The following is a 17992-nucleotide window of genomic DNA, read 5'->3' as shown; positions in this document are numbered from 1 at the left end:
AAAAAGGACCCCCGCCGGTACCGAGCTGAAGAAGCCCTGGTGCAGCTGGAGCGCCTTGCGAAGTTGCTCTTCGGCGAGCGGCCCCAGGATCAGCCCCACCACCACCGGCGCGATCGGATAGTCGTAGAGCCTGAGGCCGTAGCCCATCAGGCCGAAGGCGAGCAGCATGGCGAGCTGGGCCGGCGAGGGATTGGACGCCAGCGTGCCGAGCGTGGCGAACAGCAGGATGCCGGCATAGAGCCAGGGACGCGGAATGGTGAGCAGCTTCACCCACAGGCCGACCAGCGGCAGGTTCAGTGCCAGCAGCATGAAATTGGCGACCAGCAGGCTGGCGATCAGGCCCCAGACCAGCTCGGGATTGGAGGTGAAGAGCTGGGCGCCGGGCTGCAGGCCGAATTGCTGGAAGCCGGCAAGCATGACGGCGGCGGTCGCCGAGGTCGGCAGGCCGAGCGTGAGCAGCGGCACCAGCGTGCCGGCGGCCGAGGCGTTGTTGGCCGCTTCCGGCCCGGCGACCCCTTCGATGGCACCGTGGCCGAACTCTTCGGGTTTTTCGGCCAGGCGCTTCTCCGCGGCATAGGAGAGGAAGGTGCCGATCTCCGCACCGCCCGCCGGCATCGCCCCGATCGGGAAACCGAACAAAGTGCCGCGCAGCCAGGGCTTCCAGGAACGCCGCCAATCCTCGCGACCCATCCAGATCGAGCCCTTGATCGCCTCTATTGTGCCGGTGCTGAGCTGATGGGTGGCCGCGACGGCCAGCGCTTCGCCGATGGCGAACAGGGCGACGGCGAGGATGGTGACCTCGATGCCGCCGCGCAGATCGACAAGGCCCATGGTCAGGCGCCCGTTCTGGCCGCTGACGATGTCCTTGCCGATCAGGCCGATGACGAGGCCGATGAACAGCGAGGTCAGGCCCCTGAGGGCCGAGTTGCCGAAAGCCGCCGACACCGTGACGAAGGCGAGCACCATCAGCGCGAATTTATCGATGAACTTGAAGGACAGCGCAAACTTGACCACCCAGGGCGCGATGAAGGCCAGGGCCAGCGTCGCCAAGAGGCCGGCAACGAAGGAGCCGATGGCGGCCGTCGCCAAGGCGGGGCCACCGCGGCCGGCCTTGGCCATCTTGTTGCCCTCGACGGCCGTGACCATCGAGGAGCTTTCGCCCGGCGTATTGAGCAGGATCGAGGTGGTCGAGCCGCCATACATGCCGCCGTAATAGATGCCGGCGAACATGATGAGTGCGCCGGTGCCCGAAGGGTCGAGCTGGAAGGTCACCGGCAGGAGCAGGGCGATGGTCAGCGCCGGGCCAATGCCGGGCAGCACGCCGATCAGCGTGCCCAGCGTGACGCCGATGAAGGCGCAGATGAGGTTGAACGGTTGCAGGGCGACCGCCAATCCGTCGACCAGATGACCGAATGTCTGCATCGAAGGGTCCTATGAGCGTTTTTCAGAAAAACCGGTAGGGAGTTGCTTAAACCCCCTATCGCAAGGTGCCGCTGCCCCTCACCCTTACCCTCTCCCCGTAAGGACGGGGCGAGGGAGGCTTCTGCCGCGCGCTTCATACGAAATGGCCCTATCTCGCCCAACCGTCGGGCGAGATGAGAGGCTGGAGGATTGGTGCAACGCCCGCGCCTCCCTCGCCCCGTCCTTACGGGGAGAGGGTAAGGGTGAGGGGCGGCTGGACTTCAACAAGAATCAAAGGATGCGCGACTGCAGCCGATGAGCGTCTCAATCGTTCAGGAGCGCGGAGACGGCATGTTCCAGCGGTCCCTGCGGCAGCGACAATTGCAGGAGCTGCGAGAAGGCCAGCCAGGTCAGGAAGGAGAGCACCACGCCGACGAGGCAGGCCAGCCAGAGCGGCTTGCCGAAGCCGCGGGCGGCCAGTCCGAACAGCAGGCCGCTGGCGAGCGAAAAGCCGGCATTGACGGCGATGAGCAGGATCTGCGCCAGCAGGCCGGCGATCACCCAGCCGACCGCCGTGAAATCCTGGCTCTCTTCCGGCGTCGGCGTCTTGCCGCGCAGGGCGGATATCACAGTGGCGACCGCGAGGACGAGCAGTCCCGCCGCAACGGCATAGGGGAAGGCGGCCGGCCCGAGCGGATCGCTGGCAACCTTGGTGTTGAGCATGGCCGCATCGATGCCGATGACGGCGGCGAGGATCACCAGGCCGGCTGCGATCACCAGCCCGGCGACGGTGGAGCCGGGCGGACGCCCGGGCTCCGTCTTGCCCCCCACGCTGCTCATTTGACCAGGCCGATGTCTTTGAGCACCGTGCCGGTGGCTGCGATGTCGCTCTTCAAGGCGGCATCGAAGGCGTCACCGGACAGATAGGTATCGGTCCAGCCGCGCTTCTTGAGCGTGTCCTGCCAGGTCTTCGACTTCACCATTTTCTCGATGTCGGCGGTGATGGCAGCCTTCTGCTCGGGCGTGATACCGGGCGCGGCGGCGACCATGCGCCAATTCTCCAGGGCAACGTCGACGCCGGCTTCCTTGAAGGTGGGGGCATCGACGCCCTCGATGCGCTTGGCGCCGGACACCGCCAGAAGGCGCAGCGCGCCGCCCTTGATCTGGCTCTCGAACTCGCCATAGCCGGAAATGCCGGCCGTCACCTGCTCGCTGAGCACGGCCGCAACGGCCTCGCCGCCGCCGGCAAAGGCGACATAGTTGATCTTGGAGGGATCGACACCCACGGCCTTGGCGAACAGGCCCGCGGTGATGTGGTCGGTGCCGCCGGCCGAGCCGCCAGCCCAGGAGACCGCGCCCGGATCCTTCTTGAGGGCCTCGACCAGGTCACCCAGCGTCTTGATCGGCGAGGAGGCCGGCACGACGATGGCTTCGCTCTCACCGGTGAGGCGGGCGATCGGCGTGACGTCGGCCAGGCTGACGGCGGAATTGTTGGTGAGGATGGCGCCGACCATGACATAGCCGCCGACGATCAGTGCGGAGGGACTGCCCTTGGCCTGGTTGACGAACTGGGCGAGGCCGATGGTGCCGCCGGCACCGGCGACATTGTTGACCTGCACGTTGCGGGCGATCTTTTCGGTGCGCAGTGCCGTCTGCATGGTGCGGGCAGTCTGGTCCCAGCCGCCGCCCGGCGCGGCCGGGGCCATGATCTCGTAGCCCGCCGTCTGGGCGAGGGCAGCGAGGCTGGAAAAAGCCAGGGCGCCTGCGGTGGCGCAGGCAAGCAAGAGTCTCTTCATCATTTCCTCCCTGAGCAGAGCATTCGTGGCCGAACGCTTGCGATCGTGCGGGTAGGGAAAGGAGGAAGGGACATGCACCTTGAGGCCGCTCCACGGCAGCCGTTCCCCCAGCACCCTACGTCTTGTTCCGGACCTTGCTAGGTCCGGTTGCAGGCACGATAGCAATTATTCCTGTCAGCGACCTGTCAGCGCGAGCCGTCGGTGACGAGTTGGCGCCAGGTCGCCAGGAAGCGGGCCTTGCGCTCTTGGTCCAGTGCCACCAGCAAGGCTGGGCCGAGTGTAATCGGCTGCAGCACACCGCGTGAGGCGGCGCTGATGCGCTCGGCTGTCCAGCCGCCCGGCGTGCCTGGCACGATCGAGCCCAGTGCCGCCTGGCCCGCCACAACCGCCTGGCCCCGGCGGGAGAGGGCATAGTCGATGAAGCTGCGGCCGAGATCGGGCTGGTTGGCCCAGCGCGGCACCAGCATCACGCGGGTGAGAATGAGGGCATAATCGTCGGGAATGACGATGCCGATGCGCTTGTCGAGGCGCTGGCGGGCATAGGCGTAGGAGCCGAGCACATTGTAGCCCAGCGCCAGGGAACCGGAGGCGATACCCTCCAGGATGGCCGGGCTGGAGCCGGAAAGCTTGACGTCGGCCCGACCGAGAGCGCGGGTCAGGCGCCAGAAGTTCGAGGATATCTGCGCATCCTGCGCCGCCAGCAGATGGCCGACTCCACTCTTGCCGATATCGTAGGTCGCCACCTTGCCGCGGAAGCGATCGGTTTCCTGTTCCAGGAGTTCGGTGAGAGCGAGGTGGGAATGCGGAGCCTGTGCGTCGGGCACAAGCGCGCGATTATAGACGATGACGATCGGCTCGAAGGTGAAGCCGAAAATCTCCGAGCGCCAGCTCGCCCAGGCAGGAAGGGCCGGCAGCAAAGGCGAAGCATGGGCGAGGGCGTGGCCGTCATTGGCGAGCTTGACCTGCAGGTCGGCGGCCGAGGAAACCAGGAGATCGACGTCGGCATCCAGCCGCTTTTCCTGTGTGCGCTGATAGAGCGGCAGCGTATCGGTTTCCTCATAGGTGACGCTGACGTCGGGATGCAGTTCCTGGAAGTCGTGGATCAGCAATTCGAATTGCGGGGTATCGGTGGTGCCGAGGATCGAGAGCGTCGGTCCGCCCGCTACCGGTGCCGGATAGAGCTTGGGAGCGGCTCGGGCGGTATCGATCCAGCCACCTGCGACAGCGATCCCGAGGGCCAGAGCGATGGCCGCGGCACCACGCTTGAGGGCTACGCGCCCTCTCGTGGGCTCCGGCGCCAGCGGCAGTTCGAGCCGAACCTCCAGCCCGCCGCCGGTGCGATCCTGCAGGGACAGGCTGCCGCCATGGGCTTGCGCCACGGTGCGGGCGATCGGCAGGCCGAGCCCGGAACCGACGATGCCGGTGCCGGCATGTCCGCGCTGGAAGCGCTGGAGCACGGTCTCCTTCTCCGCATCGGGAATGCCCGGGCCGCGGTCGCACACTTTGATGAGCATGCGTCCCTCCCCCGCCGGCTCAGCCACGATTTCCACCTGACTGCCGGGGGCGTAGAGCAGGGCATTGCCCGCGAGATTGCGCAACATCTCCTGCAAGGCGAGGCGATCGCCTTTGAGGCGGGCGCTGGCCAGGATGGGGGCGATGGTCACGGTGAGGCGCCCGGCCTCATCGGGGTCGAAACGGCGTGCGACGTCCTCGACGAGGTCGGTGATGGCAATGAGGGCGGATTCGCGGCTCTCGAGCCGATGGGTCAGCGTCGCTTCCATCAGGAGCTGGCTTACGAGTTCGCTGGCATGCACGGCATTGCGGTGGATCTTGGCCACGCGCTCGTGCAGGGCCTGGTAGTCGCGCTCGTCCAGGGCCACTTCGGCCTGGGCACGCAGGGAGGCGAGCGGGGTGCGCACCTGATGGGCTGCATCGGCGACCACGCCCGACAGGGCGTTCATCACGCTGGCAAGGCGACGCATGAAGTCGTTGAGGGCGGCGACGAGTTGGCTGACCTCGACGGGAACCGGCACGGCGAGAGGCGATAGATCCTGCGGGGCCCGATCGCGCAACGCCGCTTCCACCGTGGTGAGTGGCGCGAAAGCCCGCTGCACGCCGAACCAGACCAGGGCCAGGGCGAGCAGGAGGACGCCGATCAGCGGCAGCACGGCCCGCGAGGCAATTTCCGAAGCCAGAGCGGTGCGTGCGCCGCGCGTCTCGGCGACGCGGATGGTCACCCAGCCGGCGGCGTTGCTCGCCGAGATCAGGCGGCCGATGCTGGCGACCCGCACGGGCTCGTCGTGAAAGCTCGAATCGGCAAAGACGGTTTCGGCCGAGCGCACGGCCGGCAGATCCTCGGCGAGGTCGCCATAACCGGTGACGAGGGCACCGTCGGGCGCTTCGACCTGATAATAAATGCGGTCACCACCCGAGCCGAGCATGGCGAGGGCGGCGTAGGGCAGTTCGACGGTGACGCGCCCTTCCTCGACCAGCACGGCCCCGGCGATGGTGAGGGCGGAGGCGGTGAGCAACCGGTCATAGGCCTCGTCGGCGGCGCGGCGGGCATAGGAATGGATGAAAACGATGAAGACGAGCGCTGCGAGGGCAAGCACGATGAGGGCGGCTGCCAGCACGCGGCGGCGGATCGAGGCAGTGGCGCGGGGAAGGGCATCAGGCGCCGTCATGCCGCCGCGCCATATAGCCCGCGCCGCGCATCGTCACGATCTCGATGCCGGCACCCTGCAGCTTGCGGCGCAGCCGCGAGACCAGCAGTTCCAGGGCGTTGATGGAGACCTCGTCGTCGAGGCTGAACACCTGGTCCATCAGCCGTTCCTTCGGTGCCACCTGGCCGAGCTTGGCGACGAGGATTTCGAGCAGGCGGAACTCGCGCCGGCCGCAATCGACGGGCTTGCCCTGGACCGCGACCGTGCGTGCCGCGAGGTCGATCGTCAGGGCCTCGATCTCGATGGTGCTGGCACGCATGCCGGCCGGCCGGCGCATCACGGCACGCAGCCTTGCCTCGAATTCGCGCAAGTCGAAGGGCTTGACCAGATAGTCGTCGGCGCCGAGGTCGAGCAGGCTGATCTTGTCGTCCACCTCGGAACGGGCGGTGACCACCAGCACCGGCGTGCCGTGGCCGGCCCGGCGCAGATCGGCCAGGATGGCAAAGCCATCGCGGCCCGGCAGCATCACGTCGAGCACCACGGCGTCGAAGGTTTCCTCGCGCAGGCGCTCGGAGGCGAGCACGCCATCGCGCAGCCACTCCACGGCATGGCCGGAGCTGCGTAGCCTCGCCACCATGGCATCGCCCAGATCCTCGGCGTCCTCGACCAGCAGGATACGCAATCGACCTCCCTTTCGTTGCGGGAACTGTAGGGCCGAGCGTGCGGATAGGGAAGGTGGGATTGGGGGCAAGGCTTCGGACCCACCGGACCTATCCGCAGGCGCTGCCTTTCCAGGCTGGTCTGAAGAGTCTGGTCGAAAAAGTCACGGGAACTTCGACCTTTGTCATCACCGGGCTTGCCCGGGTGATCCAGGGGTCACAATCTCCATGGATTGCGGCAGCTGGATGCCCGGGACAAACCCGGGCATGACAAAGGTGGTGCTTTTCTTGGTTCCGTTGCGAGTTTTGAGCTAGGCTGGTCGGAAGACCCCCCAGTGCTAGTTCCGGTCGTCGGGCAGCATGGGCAGGGGCAGGATGTCGATGCCGTCTTCGAGCAGGGTGCGGACGTCCTCGCCGGTCGCCTCGCCGTGAATGGTGCGATGCTCGCTCTCGCCTTCATGCATCTTGCGCGCTTCGGCGGCGAATTTGTCGCCGACATAGTCGGATTTCGCCGTCAGCATGGCATGCAGCTCGCGCACCTTGGCGCGCAAGGCCTGTTCGTCCGGAGAGGTCAGGGCCACCGGCTGCGGCAAGGCCGGCAGGTTTTCACGAACTCCATTTTCGCCGTCTCGATTTTCGCGATCCTTGCGCGCCACCTGCGGCGCCATGATGGCCTTGCCGATCTTGGTGGAAGCACAATGGGCGCAGCTCAGCAGGCCGCGCTCGGCCTGGTCGTCATAGGCGGCACTGTCGCGAAACCAGCTTTCGAACTCGTGCCCCTGGTCGCAGACGAGGGAAAAGCGAATCACTCTGCAGCCCTCAGCGCCGGTTCCGTCTTCACCGTGAACGAGCGCGCATTCTTGAGATTGGGAATCTTGCCGCGCGTTGCCGCCACGGCATGGACGTCGATCTCCCCATAGATCAGGCCGAGCGTGTCGCCGGCATCGGCGACCACCCTGCCCCAGGGGTCGATGATGACGGAATGGCCATAGGTATCGCGACCGTCGTCATGATGCCCGACCTGGGCGGCCGAGATCATCCAGGCGCCGTTCTCGATGGCGCGGGCGCGCTGCAGCACATGCCAATGGGCTTCGCCCGTCTGCTTGGTGAAGCAGGCCGGCGCGCTGATCACATCGGCGCTGGCGTCGCCATAGGCGCGGAAGAGCTGGGGAAAGCGCACATCGTAGCAGATGGCCAGGCCGAGGCGCGCAAAGGGCAGGTCGACCGCCACGGCATGGTCGCCGCCGACATAGGCATTGGACTCGCGCCAGGATTCGCCGCCGGCAAGATCGACGTCGAACAGATGGATCTTGTCATAGGAGGCGAGCACCTCGCCCTTGGGATCGATGACGAAGGCGCGGTTGGCGGCCTTGTCGCCGACGCGCACGGCCATGGAGCCGATATGGAGATGCAGGCCGTTGTCGCGCGCGATCGAACGGAAGGCGTCGAGCTCGGGATTGGACTGCTCGTCGCCGATGGCCGCCATCATGGCAGCCCGGTCGCGATTGACCACGGTGGTCATCTCGGGCGTCTGCAGATATTCCGCTCCGGCGGCCTTGGCCTCGCGGGCGGCGGCGGCGACGGTGGCGACATTGTCCGATGGCACCAGACCCGAGCGCATCTGCAGAACGGCGGCTTTGAAACGCATGGATCCGTCTCCCTGGATAGCTTCAGGCTGCGATGAGTTTGTCGAGGCCGCCGGCGGCGTCGAGATCGTGTAGATCGTCGCTGCCGCCGACATGGGTGTCCCCGATGAAGATCTGCGGCACCGTGCGCCGTCCGTTGGCGCGCAGGCTCATGGCCTCCTGCAGCTCGGGCTTGCCGTCGACGTCGATCTCCTCGAAGGGAATGCCCTTGCGGGTGAGCAGCGCCTTGGCCGCCTTGCAATAGGGGCACCAGGATTTCGAATACACGACGACGGGCGGCATTGCCTTCATTCCATCCACAAACGACCTCGCCCACAGATGGGAAGGCGAAGAACCAAAATCAATCGGTATTATAGGCAGTTGCCGCAGGCCGACAAGAAGGGGCGTCCCGGAGCCACAGGCGGCGGCTCACGGCTTCTGGAAGACCATCCAGGCCCGGTCGAAGGCGCGGATACGCATGTCGTGCTCGCGCATGAGGATGTAGAGCGCGCCGGAGGGCAGCAGGCCGAGGGCGTCGTCCCGGCCGATCTGCAGCAGCAGGCGCCAGCGATCCGCCGAGCGCAGCAGCCTGCGAGCCTCCGCGCTGGCATAGGCCTCGCCCGTGCCGCAGAAAATGCCGTGCGAGGCCAGCTGTGCCTGGGCCTGCATGCCGTTCTGCAGCGGGCGCGGCCAGCCGCCGAGCTGGTGGTTGGCGCAGCCCTTGCCGTCCGGCGTGCCGTAGCGGCCGAGCCAGGTTTCGTAGTGGATCTCCTCGCTGTCCTCGTCCCAGAAGGTGGACGCCTCCTCGCCATGCGGGAAGGCGTCGAATCCCTTGTCGCTCGGCGGGATGGCGGTGACGACGGGGCGCGCCGTCACGGCCGCCGGCTTGAAGCGGCTGCTCCAGCGTTCCTGCGCCAGGGCCGCCAGAGCGGCGGGTTCGGCCTTGCGTTCCAGGCGCTCGATCGGGGTCTTGTCCCAGATCAGGCGCAGCCCGGTCGCGGCATGGGGATCGTAGGATTTCGGCTTCACCCAATAGTCGCAGAACAGCAGCAGGCGGCCGTGATGAGGCAGTGCCGCGGGAAAGCCCGGGGTCAGCGACAGCGCAGCCAGATCGAGCTGGGCGATGAAGGCGAGGGGAAACACCGCTGTCACGGCCCTGGCGAGGTCACTCTGCTCGCGGCTGGCCTCCCGGGCATGCTCCGGCGTCAGCCATGAGCCTGGCCGCGTGGCTTCGCTGGCCAGGCGATCGGCCTCGGTGAGATGGGTCTGGGTGCGTTCGGCCGCATCGCCATAGGGCGGACGTTCCGGCCAGGTCATGGTGTCGGGCAAATCGGGCAGGCCGCCGATCTTGCTGGCGCCGAGCGGAATCCGACTTTCCTCGCAAGGCGTGGTTTCCAGCACCAGCGCCGGGCGGGCCTGCTCGACGAGCCGGGCGACGCTTTCGGGGGCGAGGCCGGCTTCGGTCAGAGAACTCTGCAGGGCCTCACGGCTGTCTGGCCAGGCGAGAGGGAGCGATTGGTCTATCGGATCCAAATTAGGCAGTCCCGTTCGGTTACTCGATCGGCGTCGCCACCCGGGCGAACACCAGCATGTCGACATTGGCGGCGCCGGCCCGCAGCAGGGTGCGCGCCGCTGCTTCGCCCGTGGCGCCGGAGGTCAGCACATCGTCGATCAGCACGATGCGCTTGCCCTTGATCGCCGGCCTGGCGCCTGGCGGAACCACGAAGGCACCCTGCACGTTGCGGGCCCGTTCCTTGCGGCTGAGGCCGACCTGATGGGCCGTGCGCCTGGAGCGGCCGAGCAGCAGCGGCTCATGGATCACCCCGCTGCGATTGCCGATCTCGCGCGCCAGCAAGGCGGCCTGGTTGAAGCGCCGCCGCCACAGCCGCAGGCGATGCAGCGGTATCGGTACCAGCATGTCGGCGTCGGCCAGCACGTCCTGTCCAGCCTGGACCATTAGCCGGCCCATGAAGGGCGCGATCTCGACGCGGTCGCCATATTTGAGCCGATGCACCAGCTCGATGGCGGCGCCTTCATAGCGGGCCGCAGCCCTGGCGCGGCCATAGGCGGGCGGATCGGCGATCGCCTGGGCCGAAACCATGCCCTCGCCATGGTCGTAGACGAAGGGAATGCCCAGTCTCTCGCAATAGGGCCGCTCGATCAGGGACAGTTGCTGCCAGCAGGCCACGCACAGATTGGCGTGGCTGGCCGTGGTTTCCCGGCAGCTCAGGCAGCGCGGCGGCAGGATGATGTCCGCCAGCCGGCTTCCCCCCTGCAGGAGCAGGCGCGGCAGCGAGGAGGGGGCTATGGCGGGGACGGACATGGCGGCAAAGTGGCAAAGATTACCGAGCCTGTCATCAGGACATTGCAGTGGAAGTTCCACCGGTAATATGAGAAGGCATTGGGGCTTAATTTGCCGAGCGAGCCCGACATCGCCATTATACCCGCCATATTTACGTTTGAGACTGGAATATTTGCGTCAATGTCCGTCCCGCTTCGCACTGCCATTGCCCGCCTCGATCTGTTTGCCGGCGCAAGCCCGGAGGATATCGACGCGGTTGCGAATCTTGCCATCGAACAACGCTTTCGCGACGGCGAATCGATCTTCTCGCGGGGAGCGCCCGGCGAGGGCATGCTGATCGTGCTCCAGGGTACGATCCGCCTTTCCATCGTTTCCGTCGAGGGGCGCGAGCTGATTCTGCGTGAAGCCGGGCCGGGAGACGTGATCGGCGAGATCGCGGTGCTGGATAGCGGCCGGCGCACCGCGGATGCCACCGCGGTCGGCCCGGTGGTTGCCGGGTTCATCGCGCAGGCCTCCTTCGTACGGCTGCTCGCCACCCGCCCGGCGCTGCAGATGCCGATCCTGCAGGTGCTGTGCGCCCGGCTGCGCGACACCACCGACCAGCTCGAATCGATCGCGCTCTATCCGCTCGAGGCCCGGCTGGCCCGCTTCCTTCTCTGGCATGTCAAGCGGTACGGGCGCACCCGCGCCGACGGCGCCCGCAGTGCGCCGCTGACGATCTCGCAAAGCGCCATCGCCAGCTTCGTCGGTGCCAGCCGGCCCAAGGTCAACCGGCTGCTCGCCGCTTTCGAGGAACGGGGTGCGATCGAACGGCGCGGCGCCATCGTGCATTGCCATGTTGCCGCGCTCACCCAACTGGCGCAGGCGGAGACGGTCCCCGGCGAGGCGCATGCCGGCGCCGGCCAGGACGCGGCGCGTGGCTGATCTGGCCTTCAAGCCCGCAATTGCCACCGGGCTGACGGCCTTCATCCTCGGTCTTTATTTTCTCGTCTACAATCCAGGCGGGGCCGCCAATACGTTGCGTGAAGAGGCTTTCGACTTTCTAGAGAGCGTGATCCCGCCCAAGCGTTTGCCCGATGGCGTGGTGGTGGTCGACATCGATCGCCGGACCTTGTCGGCCAAGGGTGGTGGCTGGCCTTGGAGCCGGGAATGGCACGCCGATCTCATCGCCAAGCTGAAACAGTCCAATCCTGAAGTGATCGGGATTGATATTCTGTTCTCCGGTCCGGATCGTCGCTCACCCGCCTTGATCCTGAGCGAACTCGCTAGGACAACGGGGCGAACGGATCTCGAAAAGACTGCTGAGGGATTACCCGACGGTACCAAGCGCCTTGCCGAGGTCATTGATGGTTCCGAGGTGGTACTGGGATTGCTGCTCGATGAGGCCGGCAAGGACACCGTGCCTTTTCCAAGCCCGATCCTCCAGATGGGATCCGCACGGCAACAATTGCGGCCGGTCCAGGTGGCCAGCGGTGTCGATGCACCCTTCGCCGGACTGAGCGATGGTGCCGCGGCGGTGGGAGCGCTGTCTTTTTCGGCCGGCACGGGCACGAAAGTGCGCCAAGCCCCCGCTTTCGTTCTCGGCGGCGGAGAGATCTTCGCCGGCTTTGCAATGGAGGTGTTTCGCAATTCTCAGCAAGCCTCCGCCTTTGTCCTCGAGGAAAACGGTACCGGCGTCTCTGTCGGTGATCGTCGTATTCCTCTCGACGAGGGGGCTGCCATGCGATTGCATCTGTCTTCGCCTGCAACCTGGGGCGCGCGTACTGTCTCTGCCATCGATGTGTTCGAGGGCAAGGTGCCGGCCGAACGCCTTGCCGGTCGCATCGTGCTGGTGGGTACCAGTGCGCCCGAAGGCGGAGCATTCCTTGCTACATCGGTGGGGCCGATCACGCCGACCGTGCAGGTTCAGGCCGAGGCCATCGAAGGCCTGCGTTCAGGGGACATTCCCCGCCGCATCCGCAACCCTCGGGTGCTTGAACCCCTCGCCGCTTCCGCCCTCGGCCTCGTGGCGCTGGCGGCCGCGCTATGGCTCGGCCCTCTGGCGGCGAGCTCGGTGCTGGCGATGCTGATGCTAGGCTGGATCGGCTTCAGCGCTGGCCTGTTCGCCAGCACGCGGTTGCTGATCGACCCCGCCGGCCCGCTGATCCCGGCCATCGCCGCCGCCAATTCGGCCCTGGTGGTGATGTTTGCCCACACCCGCAAGCTGCGTGGGGCGATCGAGCGCAAGTTCGGACGCTATCTCTCCCCGGAGATCGTGCGCCGGCTCACCGCCGCCCCGGAGGAATTGAAGATCGAGGGCGAACTGCGCGAAGTCTCGGCGCTGTTCTCGGATATCGAAGGTTTTACCACCATGTCCGAGAACGCCGAGCCGCGTACGCTGGTCGGCGCGCTCGACGCCTATTTCGACGGGGTCTGTGCCATCGTCATCCGCCATGGCGGCATGGTCGACAAGATCGTCGGCGATGCCGTACATGGCCTGTTCAATGCGCCGCTGACGGTCGAGGGACATGCCAAGGCAGCGCTGGACTGCGCCATCGAGATCGGCCGCTTCACCACGGAGTTCCGCCAGCGCGAGGATGCCAGGCGCCTCGGCTTCGGCCGCACCCGCATCGGCCTCGATACCGGGCCGGTGATCGTGGGCGATGTCGGCGGTCTCGGTCATCTCGATTATACGGCCCATGGCGACGCGGTGAACTCGGCGGCGCGCCTGGAGGCGCTGAACAAGCAGTTCGGCACCACTGTCTGTCTGGGCGCCCGCGCGGCCGCCGCCATCGGCGAGCCGGAGAGGCTGCGGCCCCTCGGCAATGTCGTGCTGCGGGGGCGTACGGCGCAGACGGCCGTCTTCAGCCCCTGGCCCGACGATGCCACTCCCGAGCGCCGCCAGGCCTATATGGCGGCCTTCGACAGGATGGCCTCGAATCCGGCCGAGGCGCGGAGCCTGTTCCAGGCTCTTGCCGAGACCTGGCCCGGGGATCCGGCAGTGGCCTACTGGGTCAAGACGCTCGCCTGAGATCGGGTGAAGCGCCGCCGCTGGCCTGGTCAGTGTGGAGTAATAAAATACCAGAACATGTGTTTTTCGAGATGAGCGGGATCTACTTTCCCCGATGTCTATTATTTGTTTTGTTTGAATTTAAAAACAAGGCATGAAAGACAATCTTGTTTCGCGTTGTATCAAATAATCCTGTTGTATTATTTCAGTGCATTGGAGTGCGATGTATAGATGATTTTGATATCATTGTTTTATAAAGATCATTCATTTTGGTAAGTATATATCTATACAATATAAAATCTAAATTGTCTAGTCGTGACTTGATCGTGAAACGTCAAGTAAAAACCAAAAAATACGGCAAACGTCGTATGGAATGGTAAGGTTTGTTGAGATAGCTTTCGGCTGCGGGGACTAAAAATCCAAGCCTGCGTCGATTCGGCCTTACCGGGGGGTAAGACGTGCCGGGTTTGGCGTGGGGTGGAGGCAGTATCCCCGCGGCGGGGTCCGTTGTCTCAACTTGTTGGAACCATCAGCCGGCATCGACGTCCTGCGTCGCTGCTAGGCGGTATCAGCATGCCGCAGATCCCTGCCGATGCCTGAGCGGGTGGGGATTCCAGATGACGTGCCATCGTCGTGACCAGAGTTGCGTTGCCAAGCAGAACCTTGTTTCCCGCCCGGCACTATCGCGATTGAGCGCCAATCTCGGAGGCGGCTTGCTCGGCGCCTCCTTGCTGTCGATCGCCATGGCGGTCCCAGCCTTGGCCGATTGCTCGACGAGCGGGTCGATCCAGACCTGCACGGGCAGCCTGCCCACCGGCGTGCAGCTTAATGCCGGTCCCACCACGCTGAACGTCAACAGCCTGACTGGGCCCGTGAACGGGCAGGTCCTGCTTCAGCAGAACGGCGGGGATGGCGGCAACGGCCACGACGGTGCCCTGTTCGTGCCGCCGGCGTCGGGCGGCGGCGGCGGTTCGGGCGGCGGCAGTGCGCCGACCGTCACGGGCCAGAGCTTCAACCAGACCACGGGCGTTGCCGTCATCAACTACAGCGACGGTTCCATCATCACGCTGACGCCGAAGGCGGGATCGAGCACGCTCTATACCAAGCAGACCCAGACCCCCAAAAGCGGCGGCGGCTACGATACGACCAGCGTCGATATTCCCGCCACCATCACGCCCAACGAGGCTGATGGCTCCATCACCATCTCCCTCGGCACCAATGGCGATGCCGGAACCATGACCATCAAGCCGGGCGCCGCCGGTGGCAGCCTTACGGGTGGCGGCCTCAACTTGAACTATGCCGGCACCGGCCAGACGCTGACAACCTCGGGACAGCCCGGAGTCATCGCCATCAGCCGGGGCGGCGACGGTGGCGATGGCGGCGACTATTACCTCGGCGGCGGCGGAGCGCGTGGCGGCAGCGGCGGTGCCGGTGGCAGCGCCACCGTGACCAGCAAGGGCGATATCACGGTCACCAATGGCTATGGCGTGGTGGCGCAGTCGATCGGCGGCAGCGGCGGCCATGGTGGCGGTTCCTATACGGTGGTCGGCAGCGGCGGCGAAGGTGGCAAGGGCGGCGGCGCCGGCGCGGCGAGCGTGACGGCGGGCGAAGGTACGATCACCACCTATGGCGACAATTCCGGTGGCCTGGCGGCCATCAGCCAGGGCGGCAAGGGCGGCGCCGGCGGCAGCGCCGGCGGCATCGTCGCCTCCAGCGGCGATGCGTCGGGTGCAGGCCGCGGCGGCTCGGCCTCCGTCACGGCGCTGGAAGATCTGACCATCGTCACCAACGGCGCCAATTCCCATGGCCTGCTCGCGCAATCCATCGGCGGCAGCGGCGGCAGCAGCGGCAGCGCCGGCGGTCTCGGCGCGATTGGCGGCCAGGGCGGCACGGGTGGCGACGCCGGCACCGTCGATGCCCGCAATTTCGGCGATGTCACCACCAACGGCACCCACTCCTTCGGCATCCTGGCCCAGTCGATCGGCGGTGGCGGCGGTTCGGGGTCCGCCGGCGGCGGCCTCGTCGTGCTCGGCGCCGATGGTGCAGCCGGTGGCGCGGGCGGCAACGTCACTGCCGTCAATGGCGGCAGCATCACCACCAAGGGCTTCAATTCGACCGGTATCTTCGCCCAGTCGATCGGCGGCGGCGGCGGCGACGGCGGTTCTTCCGGCGGGCTCGTGGCGATCGGCGGCAAGGGCTCGACCACCAGCAATGCCGGAACGGTCAGCGTCACCAACGCGGCAGGCGGCTCGATCACCACCTACCAGTCCTTCTCGCAGGGCATCTTCGCCCAATCGGTCGGCGGCGGCGGCGGCAATGGCGGCTCCTCCGGCGGCCTCTTCACCGTAGGCGGCCAGGGCGGTTCGGGCGGCAATGGCGGAGCCGTCACGGTCACCAGCGCCGGATCCATCGAAACCGGCGTCAATGCCAAGAACAATCCCAGCGCCGTGACGGATTCGGCGGCCATCTTTGCCCAGTCGGTCGGCGGCGGCGGCGGCAATGGCGGCAATGCGCTTGCCGTGGGCACCGGCATTACGGTGGCCCTGGGTGGCAAGGGCGGTGTCGGCGGCACGGGCGCGAATGTCAGCGTCCTGCGTGACAATGTCGATCCTGCCCAGGCCAGCAGTGCCTCGATCATCACCTGGGGCGACCGCTCGGCCGGCATCTTCGCCCAGTCGGTGGGCGGCGGCGGCGGCAATGGCGGTTTCGGCATCAGCGCCAATGGCGGGGTGATCAGCGCCAGCGTCGCCCTGGGCGGCAGTGGCGGCGATGGCGGCGGCGCCGGCAACGTCCAGGTCGATACCAAGGGCAGCATCCAGACGCATGGCAGCGGCTCGACGGGCATCTTCGCCCAGTCGGTGGGCGGCGGCGGCGGCAATGGCGGCCTGGCGGTGGCCGGCTCGGCAGGGCTGGTCCAGGCTTCGATCGCGCTCGGTGGCGGCGGCGGCAAGGGCGGTGATGCCGGTACGGTCAATGTCTCCAATCTCTCGGTGATCACCACGGCGGGCGACAATGCCAGCGGCATCCTGGCCCAGTCGGTCGGCGGCGGCGGCGGCAATGGCGGCGTGTCGGTTGCCGCCGGCCTCGGCCTGGCCAGCGCCAATGTCGGCCTCGGCGGTACTGGCGAGAAGGGCGGCTCGGGCAAGAGCGTCACTGTCGACAGCAATGGCGACATCGCCACCGGCGGCAAGAACTCATCCGCCATCCTGGCGCAGTCGATCGGCGGCGGTGGCGGCAATGGCGGCCTCGCTGTCGGTGCCGGGATCAGCGGCGTCGGCGCTTCGGTCACGCTCGGCGGCAGCGGCGCGCAGGCCGGGCATGGCGATATCGTATCGGTGACCTCGACCGGCAACCTGTTCACCAAGGAGGACAATTCGTCCGCCATCCTGGCGCAATCGGTCGGCGGCGGCGGCGGCAATGGCGGCTCCACCGTGGCTGGCCAGCTCTCGGTGGCCGGCAACGTCAATGTCGGCCTCGGCGGCACGGCCGGTGGTGGCGGCAATGGCGGCGCCGTAACGGTCAAGGCCTACAAGCCGGCGGGCGCCACAGGCAACACGGCAACGCTCGAGACCGACGGGAACAATTCGGCCGGCATCCTAGCCCAGTCGATCGGCGGCGGCGGCGGCAATGGCGGCTTTGCCGGCGCGCTTGCGCTTTCGGGCGGCGTTTCCGCTGGGATTTCCCTCGGCGGTGGCGGCGGCAGTGGCGGCAGCGGCGGGGGCGTCCTGGTCGACCAGAACCACAACATCCTGACCAAGGGCGACAATTCGGCCGGTGTGCTCGCCCAGTCGATCGGCGGCGGCGGCGGCAATGGCGGCTTTGCCGCCACCCTGAGCGGCAGTGCCCCCCTCGTCGGCGTTTCCGGATCGGCGGCAGTGTCGCTGGGCGGCAAGGGCGGTGCGGGCAACAATGCCGGCACGGTTTCCGTCACCAGCAATGGCGCGATCCAGACCGAGGGTGACCGCTCCGACGCCGTGCTGGCGCAATCGATCGGCGGCGGCGGTGGCAATGGCGGCTTCGGCCTCTCCGGTTCCTTCAATGTCGGCGGCGTCGGGGCGGCTTCCGTCGCCATCGGTGGCAGTGGCGGCGCGGGGGCCGATGCCGCCCTCGTGACGGTGAAGAGCACTGGTCCTGTCGTCACCAAGGGCGATGCCTCCAATGGCCTCGTCGCCCAGTCGATCGGCGGTGGCGGCGGCAATGGCGGCTTCTCGGGGTCGGCTTCGCTCTCCAGCAGCATTTCGATCGGTGTTGCCGTCGGCGGCACCGGCGGTGATGGCGGCAATGGCGGCGGCGTCGATCTGACCAATCAGGGGGCCGTCCAGGTCACAGGTGCCAATGCGGCCGGTGTGCTCGCCCAGTCGATCGGCGGTGGTGGTGGCAATGGCGGCTCCAGCATTGCCGCGAGCCTCGGCGGATCGGCCGGCCTGTCGGTCGCGGTCGGCCGTAGCGGCGGCAGCGGCGGTACCGCGTCGGCGGTCAGCGTCACCAGCAATGGCGACATCCTCAACGGTGCCGGTACGGGCAATGTCGCCGACGGCAGCTACAAGGCCACCACCG

At 66.9% G+C, this 17992-nt stretch carries 13 protein-coding genes; 3 read left to right on the top strand and 10 right to left on the bottom strand.

The window, feature by feature from the left end; genetic code table 11:
* From BA190_RS32835 to BA190_RS32790, 10 genes are all read right to left on the bottom strand, one after another.
* Nucleotides 1-1422 (bottom strand): tripartite tricarboxylate transporter permease (locus BA190_RS32835; protein ID WP_068298608.1); only part of this gene is annotated, 1422 nt, incomplete at its 3' end.
* A gap of 303 nt (nucleotides 1423-1725) precedes the next feature.
* Nucleotides 1726-2241 carry a tripartite tricarboxylate transporter TctB family protein gene (locus BA190_RS32830; protein WP_082980210.1) on the bottom strand — a complete coding sequence of 172 codons (516 nt, stop codon included), beginning with the start codon at nucleotides 2239-2241 and terminating at the stop codon, nucleotides 1726-1728.
* Nucleotides 2238-3197, bottom strand: a complete 960-nt coding sequence (locus tag BA190_RS32825) for a tripartite tricarboxylate transporter substrate binding protein (RefSeq protein ID WP_068298617.1) — start codon at nucleotides 3195-3197, stop codon at nucleotides 2238-2240. The genes BA190_RS32830 and BA190_RS32825 overlap by 4 nt, the downstream gene beginning before the upstream one ends.
* 185 nt (nucleotides 3198-3382) lie before the next feature.
* Nucleotides 3383-5881, bottom strand: a complete 2499-nt coding sequence (locus BA190_RS32820; RefSeq protein ID WP_068298606.1) for an extracellular solute-binding protein — start codon at nucleotides 5879-5881, stop codon at nucleotides 3383-3385.
* Nucleotides 5868-6542 (bottom strand): response regulator transcription factor, encoded by a 675-nt coding sequence (locus BA190_RS32815; RefSeq protein WP_068298601.1) that lies wholly within the window; start codon nucleotides 6540-6542, stop codon nucleotides 5868-5870. The genes BA190_RS32820 and BA190_RS32815 overlap by 14 nt, the downstream gene beginning before the upstream one ends.
* Before the next feature lie 315 nt (nucleotides 6543-6857).
* Nucleotides 6858-7328, bottom strand: coding sequence for a DUF1178 family protein (locus BA190_RS32810; protein WP_068298598.1), 471 nt, complete (start codon nucleotides 7326-7328; stop codon nucleotides 6858-6860).
* Entirely contained in the window at nucleotides 7325-8167 is an 843-nt protein-coding gene (locus BA190_RS32805; protein ID WP_068298594.1) for a carbon-nitrogen hydrolase family protein, read from the bottom strand. Before BA190_RS32805 ends, BA190_RS32810 begins: the two co-directional genes overlap by 4 nt.
* A gap of 22 nt (nucleotides 8168-8189) precedes the next feature.
* Nucleotides 8190-8447, bottom strand: coding sequence for a glutaredoxin 3 (gene grxC / locus BA190_RS32800; protein WP_068298587.1), 258 nt, complete (start codon nucleotides 8445-8447; stop codon nucleotides 8190-8192).
* A 126-nt stretch (nucleotides 8448-8573) separates the two neighbouring features.
* Nucleotides 8574-9677, bottom strand: a complete 1104-nt coding sequence (locus BA190_RS32795) for a DUF1963 domain-containing protein (protein WP_068298582.1) — start codon at nucleotides 9675-9677, stop codon at nucleotides 8574-8576.
* 19 nt (nucleotides 9678-9696) lie between these two features.
* On the bottom strand, nucleotides 9697-10467 hold the full coding sequence (locus BA190_RS32790; protein ID WP_068298579.1) for a ComF family protein: 771 nt from the start codon (nucleotides 10465-10467) through the stop codon (nucleotides 9697-9699).
* Between the two features lie 159 nt (nucleotides 10468-10626).
* Here BA190_RS32790 and BA190_RS32785 point away from each other — a divergent pair, with 159 nt between their 5' ends.
* From BA190_RS32785 to BA190_RS32775, 3 genes are all read left to right on the top strand, one after another.
* Entirely contained in the window at nucleotides 10627-11370 is a 744-nt protein-coding gene (locus BA190_RS32785; RefSeq protein WP_082980208.1) for a Crp/Fnr family transcriptional regulator, read from the top strand.
* Nucleotides 11363-13456, top strand: a complete 2094-nt coding sequence (locus BA190_RS32780; RefSeq protein WP_162275271.1) for a CHASE2 domain-containing protein — start codon at nucleotides 11363-11365, stop codon at nucleotides 13454-13456. Before BA190_RS32785 ends, BA190_RS32780 begins: the two co-directional genes overlap by 8 nt.
* A 596-nt stretch (nucleotides 13457-14052) precedes the next feature.
* A partial coding sequence (locus tag BA190_RS32775; RefSeq protein ID WP_371260452.1) for a beta strand repeat-containing protein occupies nucleotides 14053-17992 on the top strand: 3940 nt, incomplete at its 3' end.

Origin of the sequence: Labrys sp. WJW, assembly GCF_001676615.1 — a bacterium.
Classification (GTDB): Bacteria; Pseudomonadota; Alphaproteobacteria; order Rhizobiales; family Labraceae; genus Labrys; species Labrys sedimenti.
Note: the sequence above shows the minus strand (reverse complement) of the source record. Positions and strands in the feature narration are given on the sequence as shown.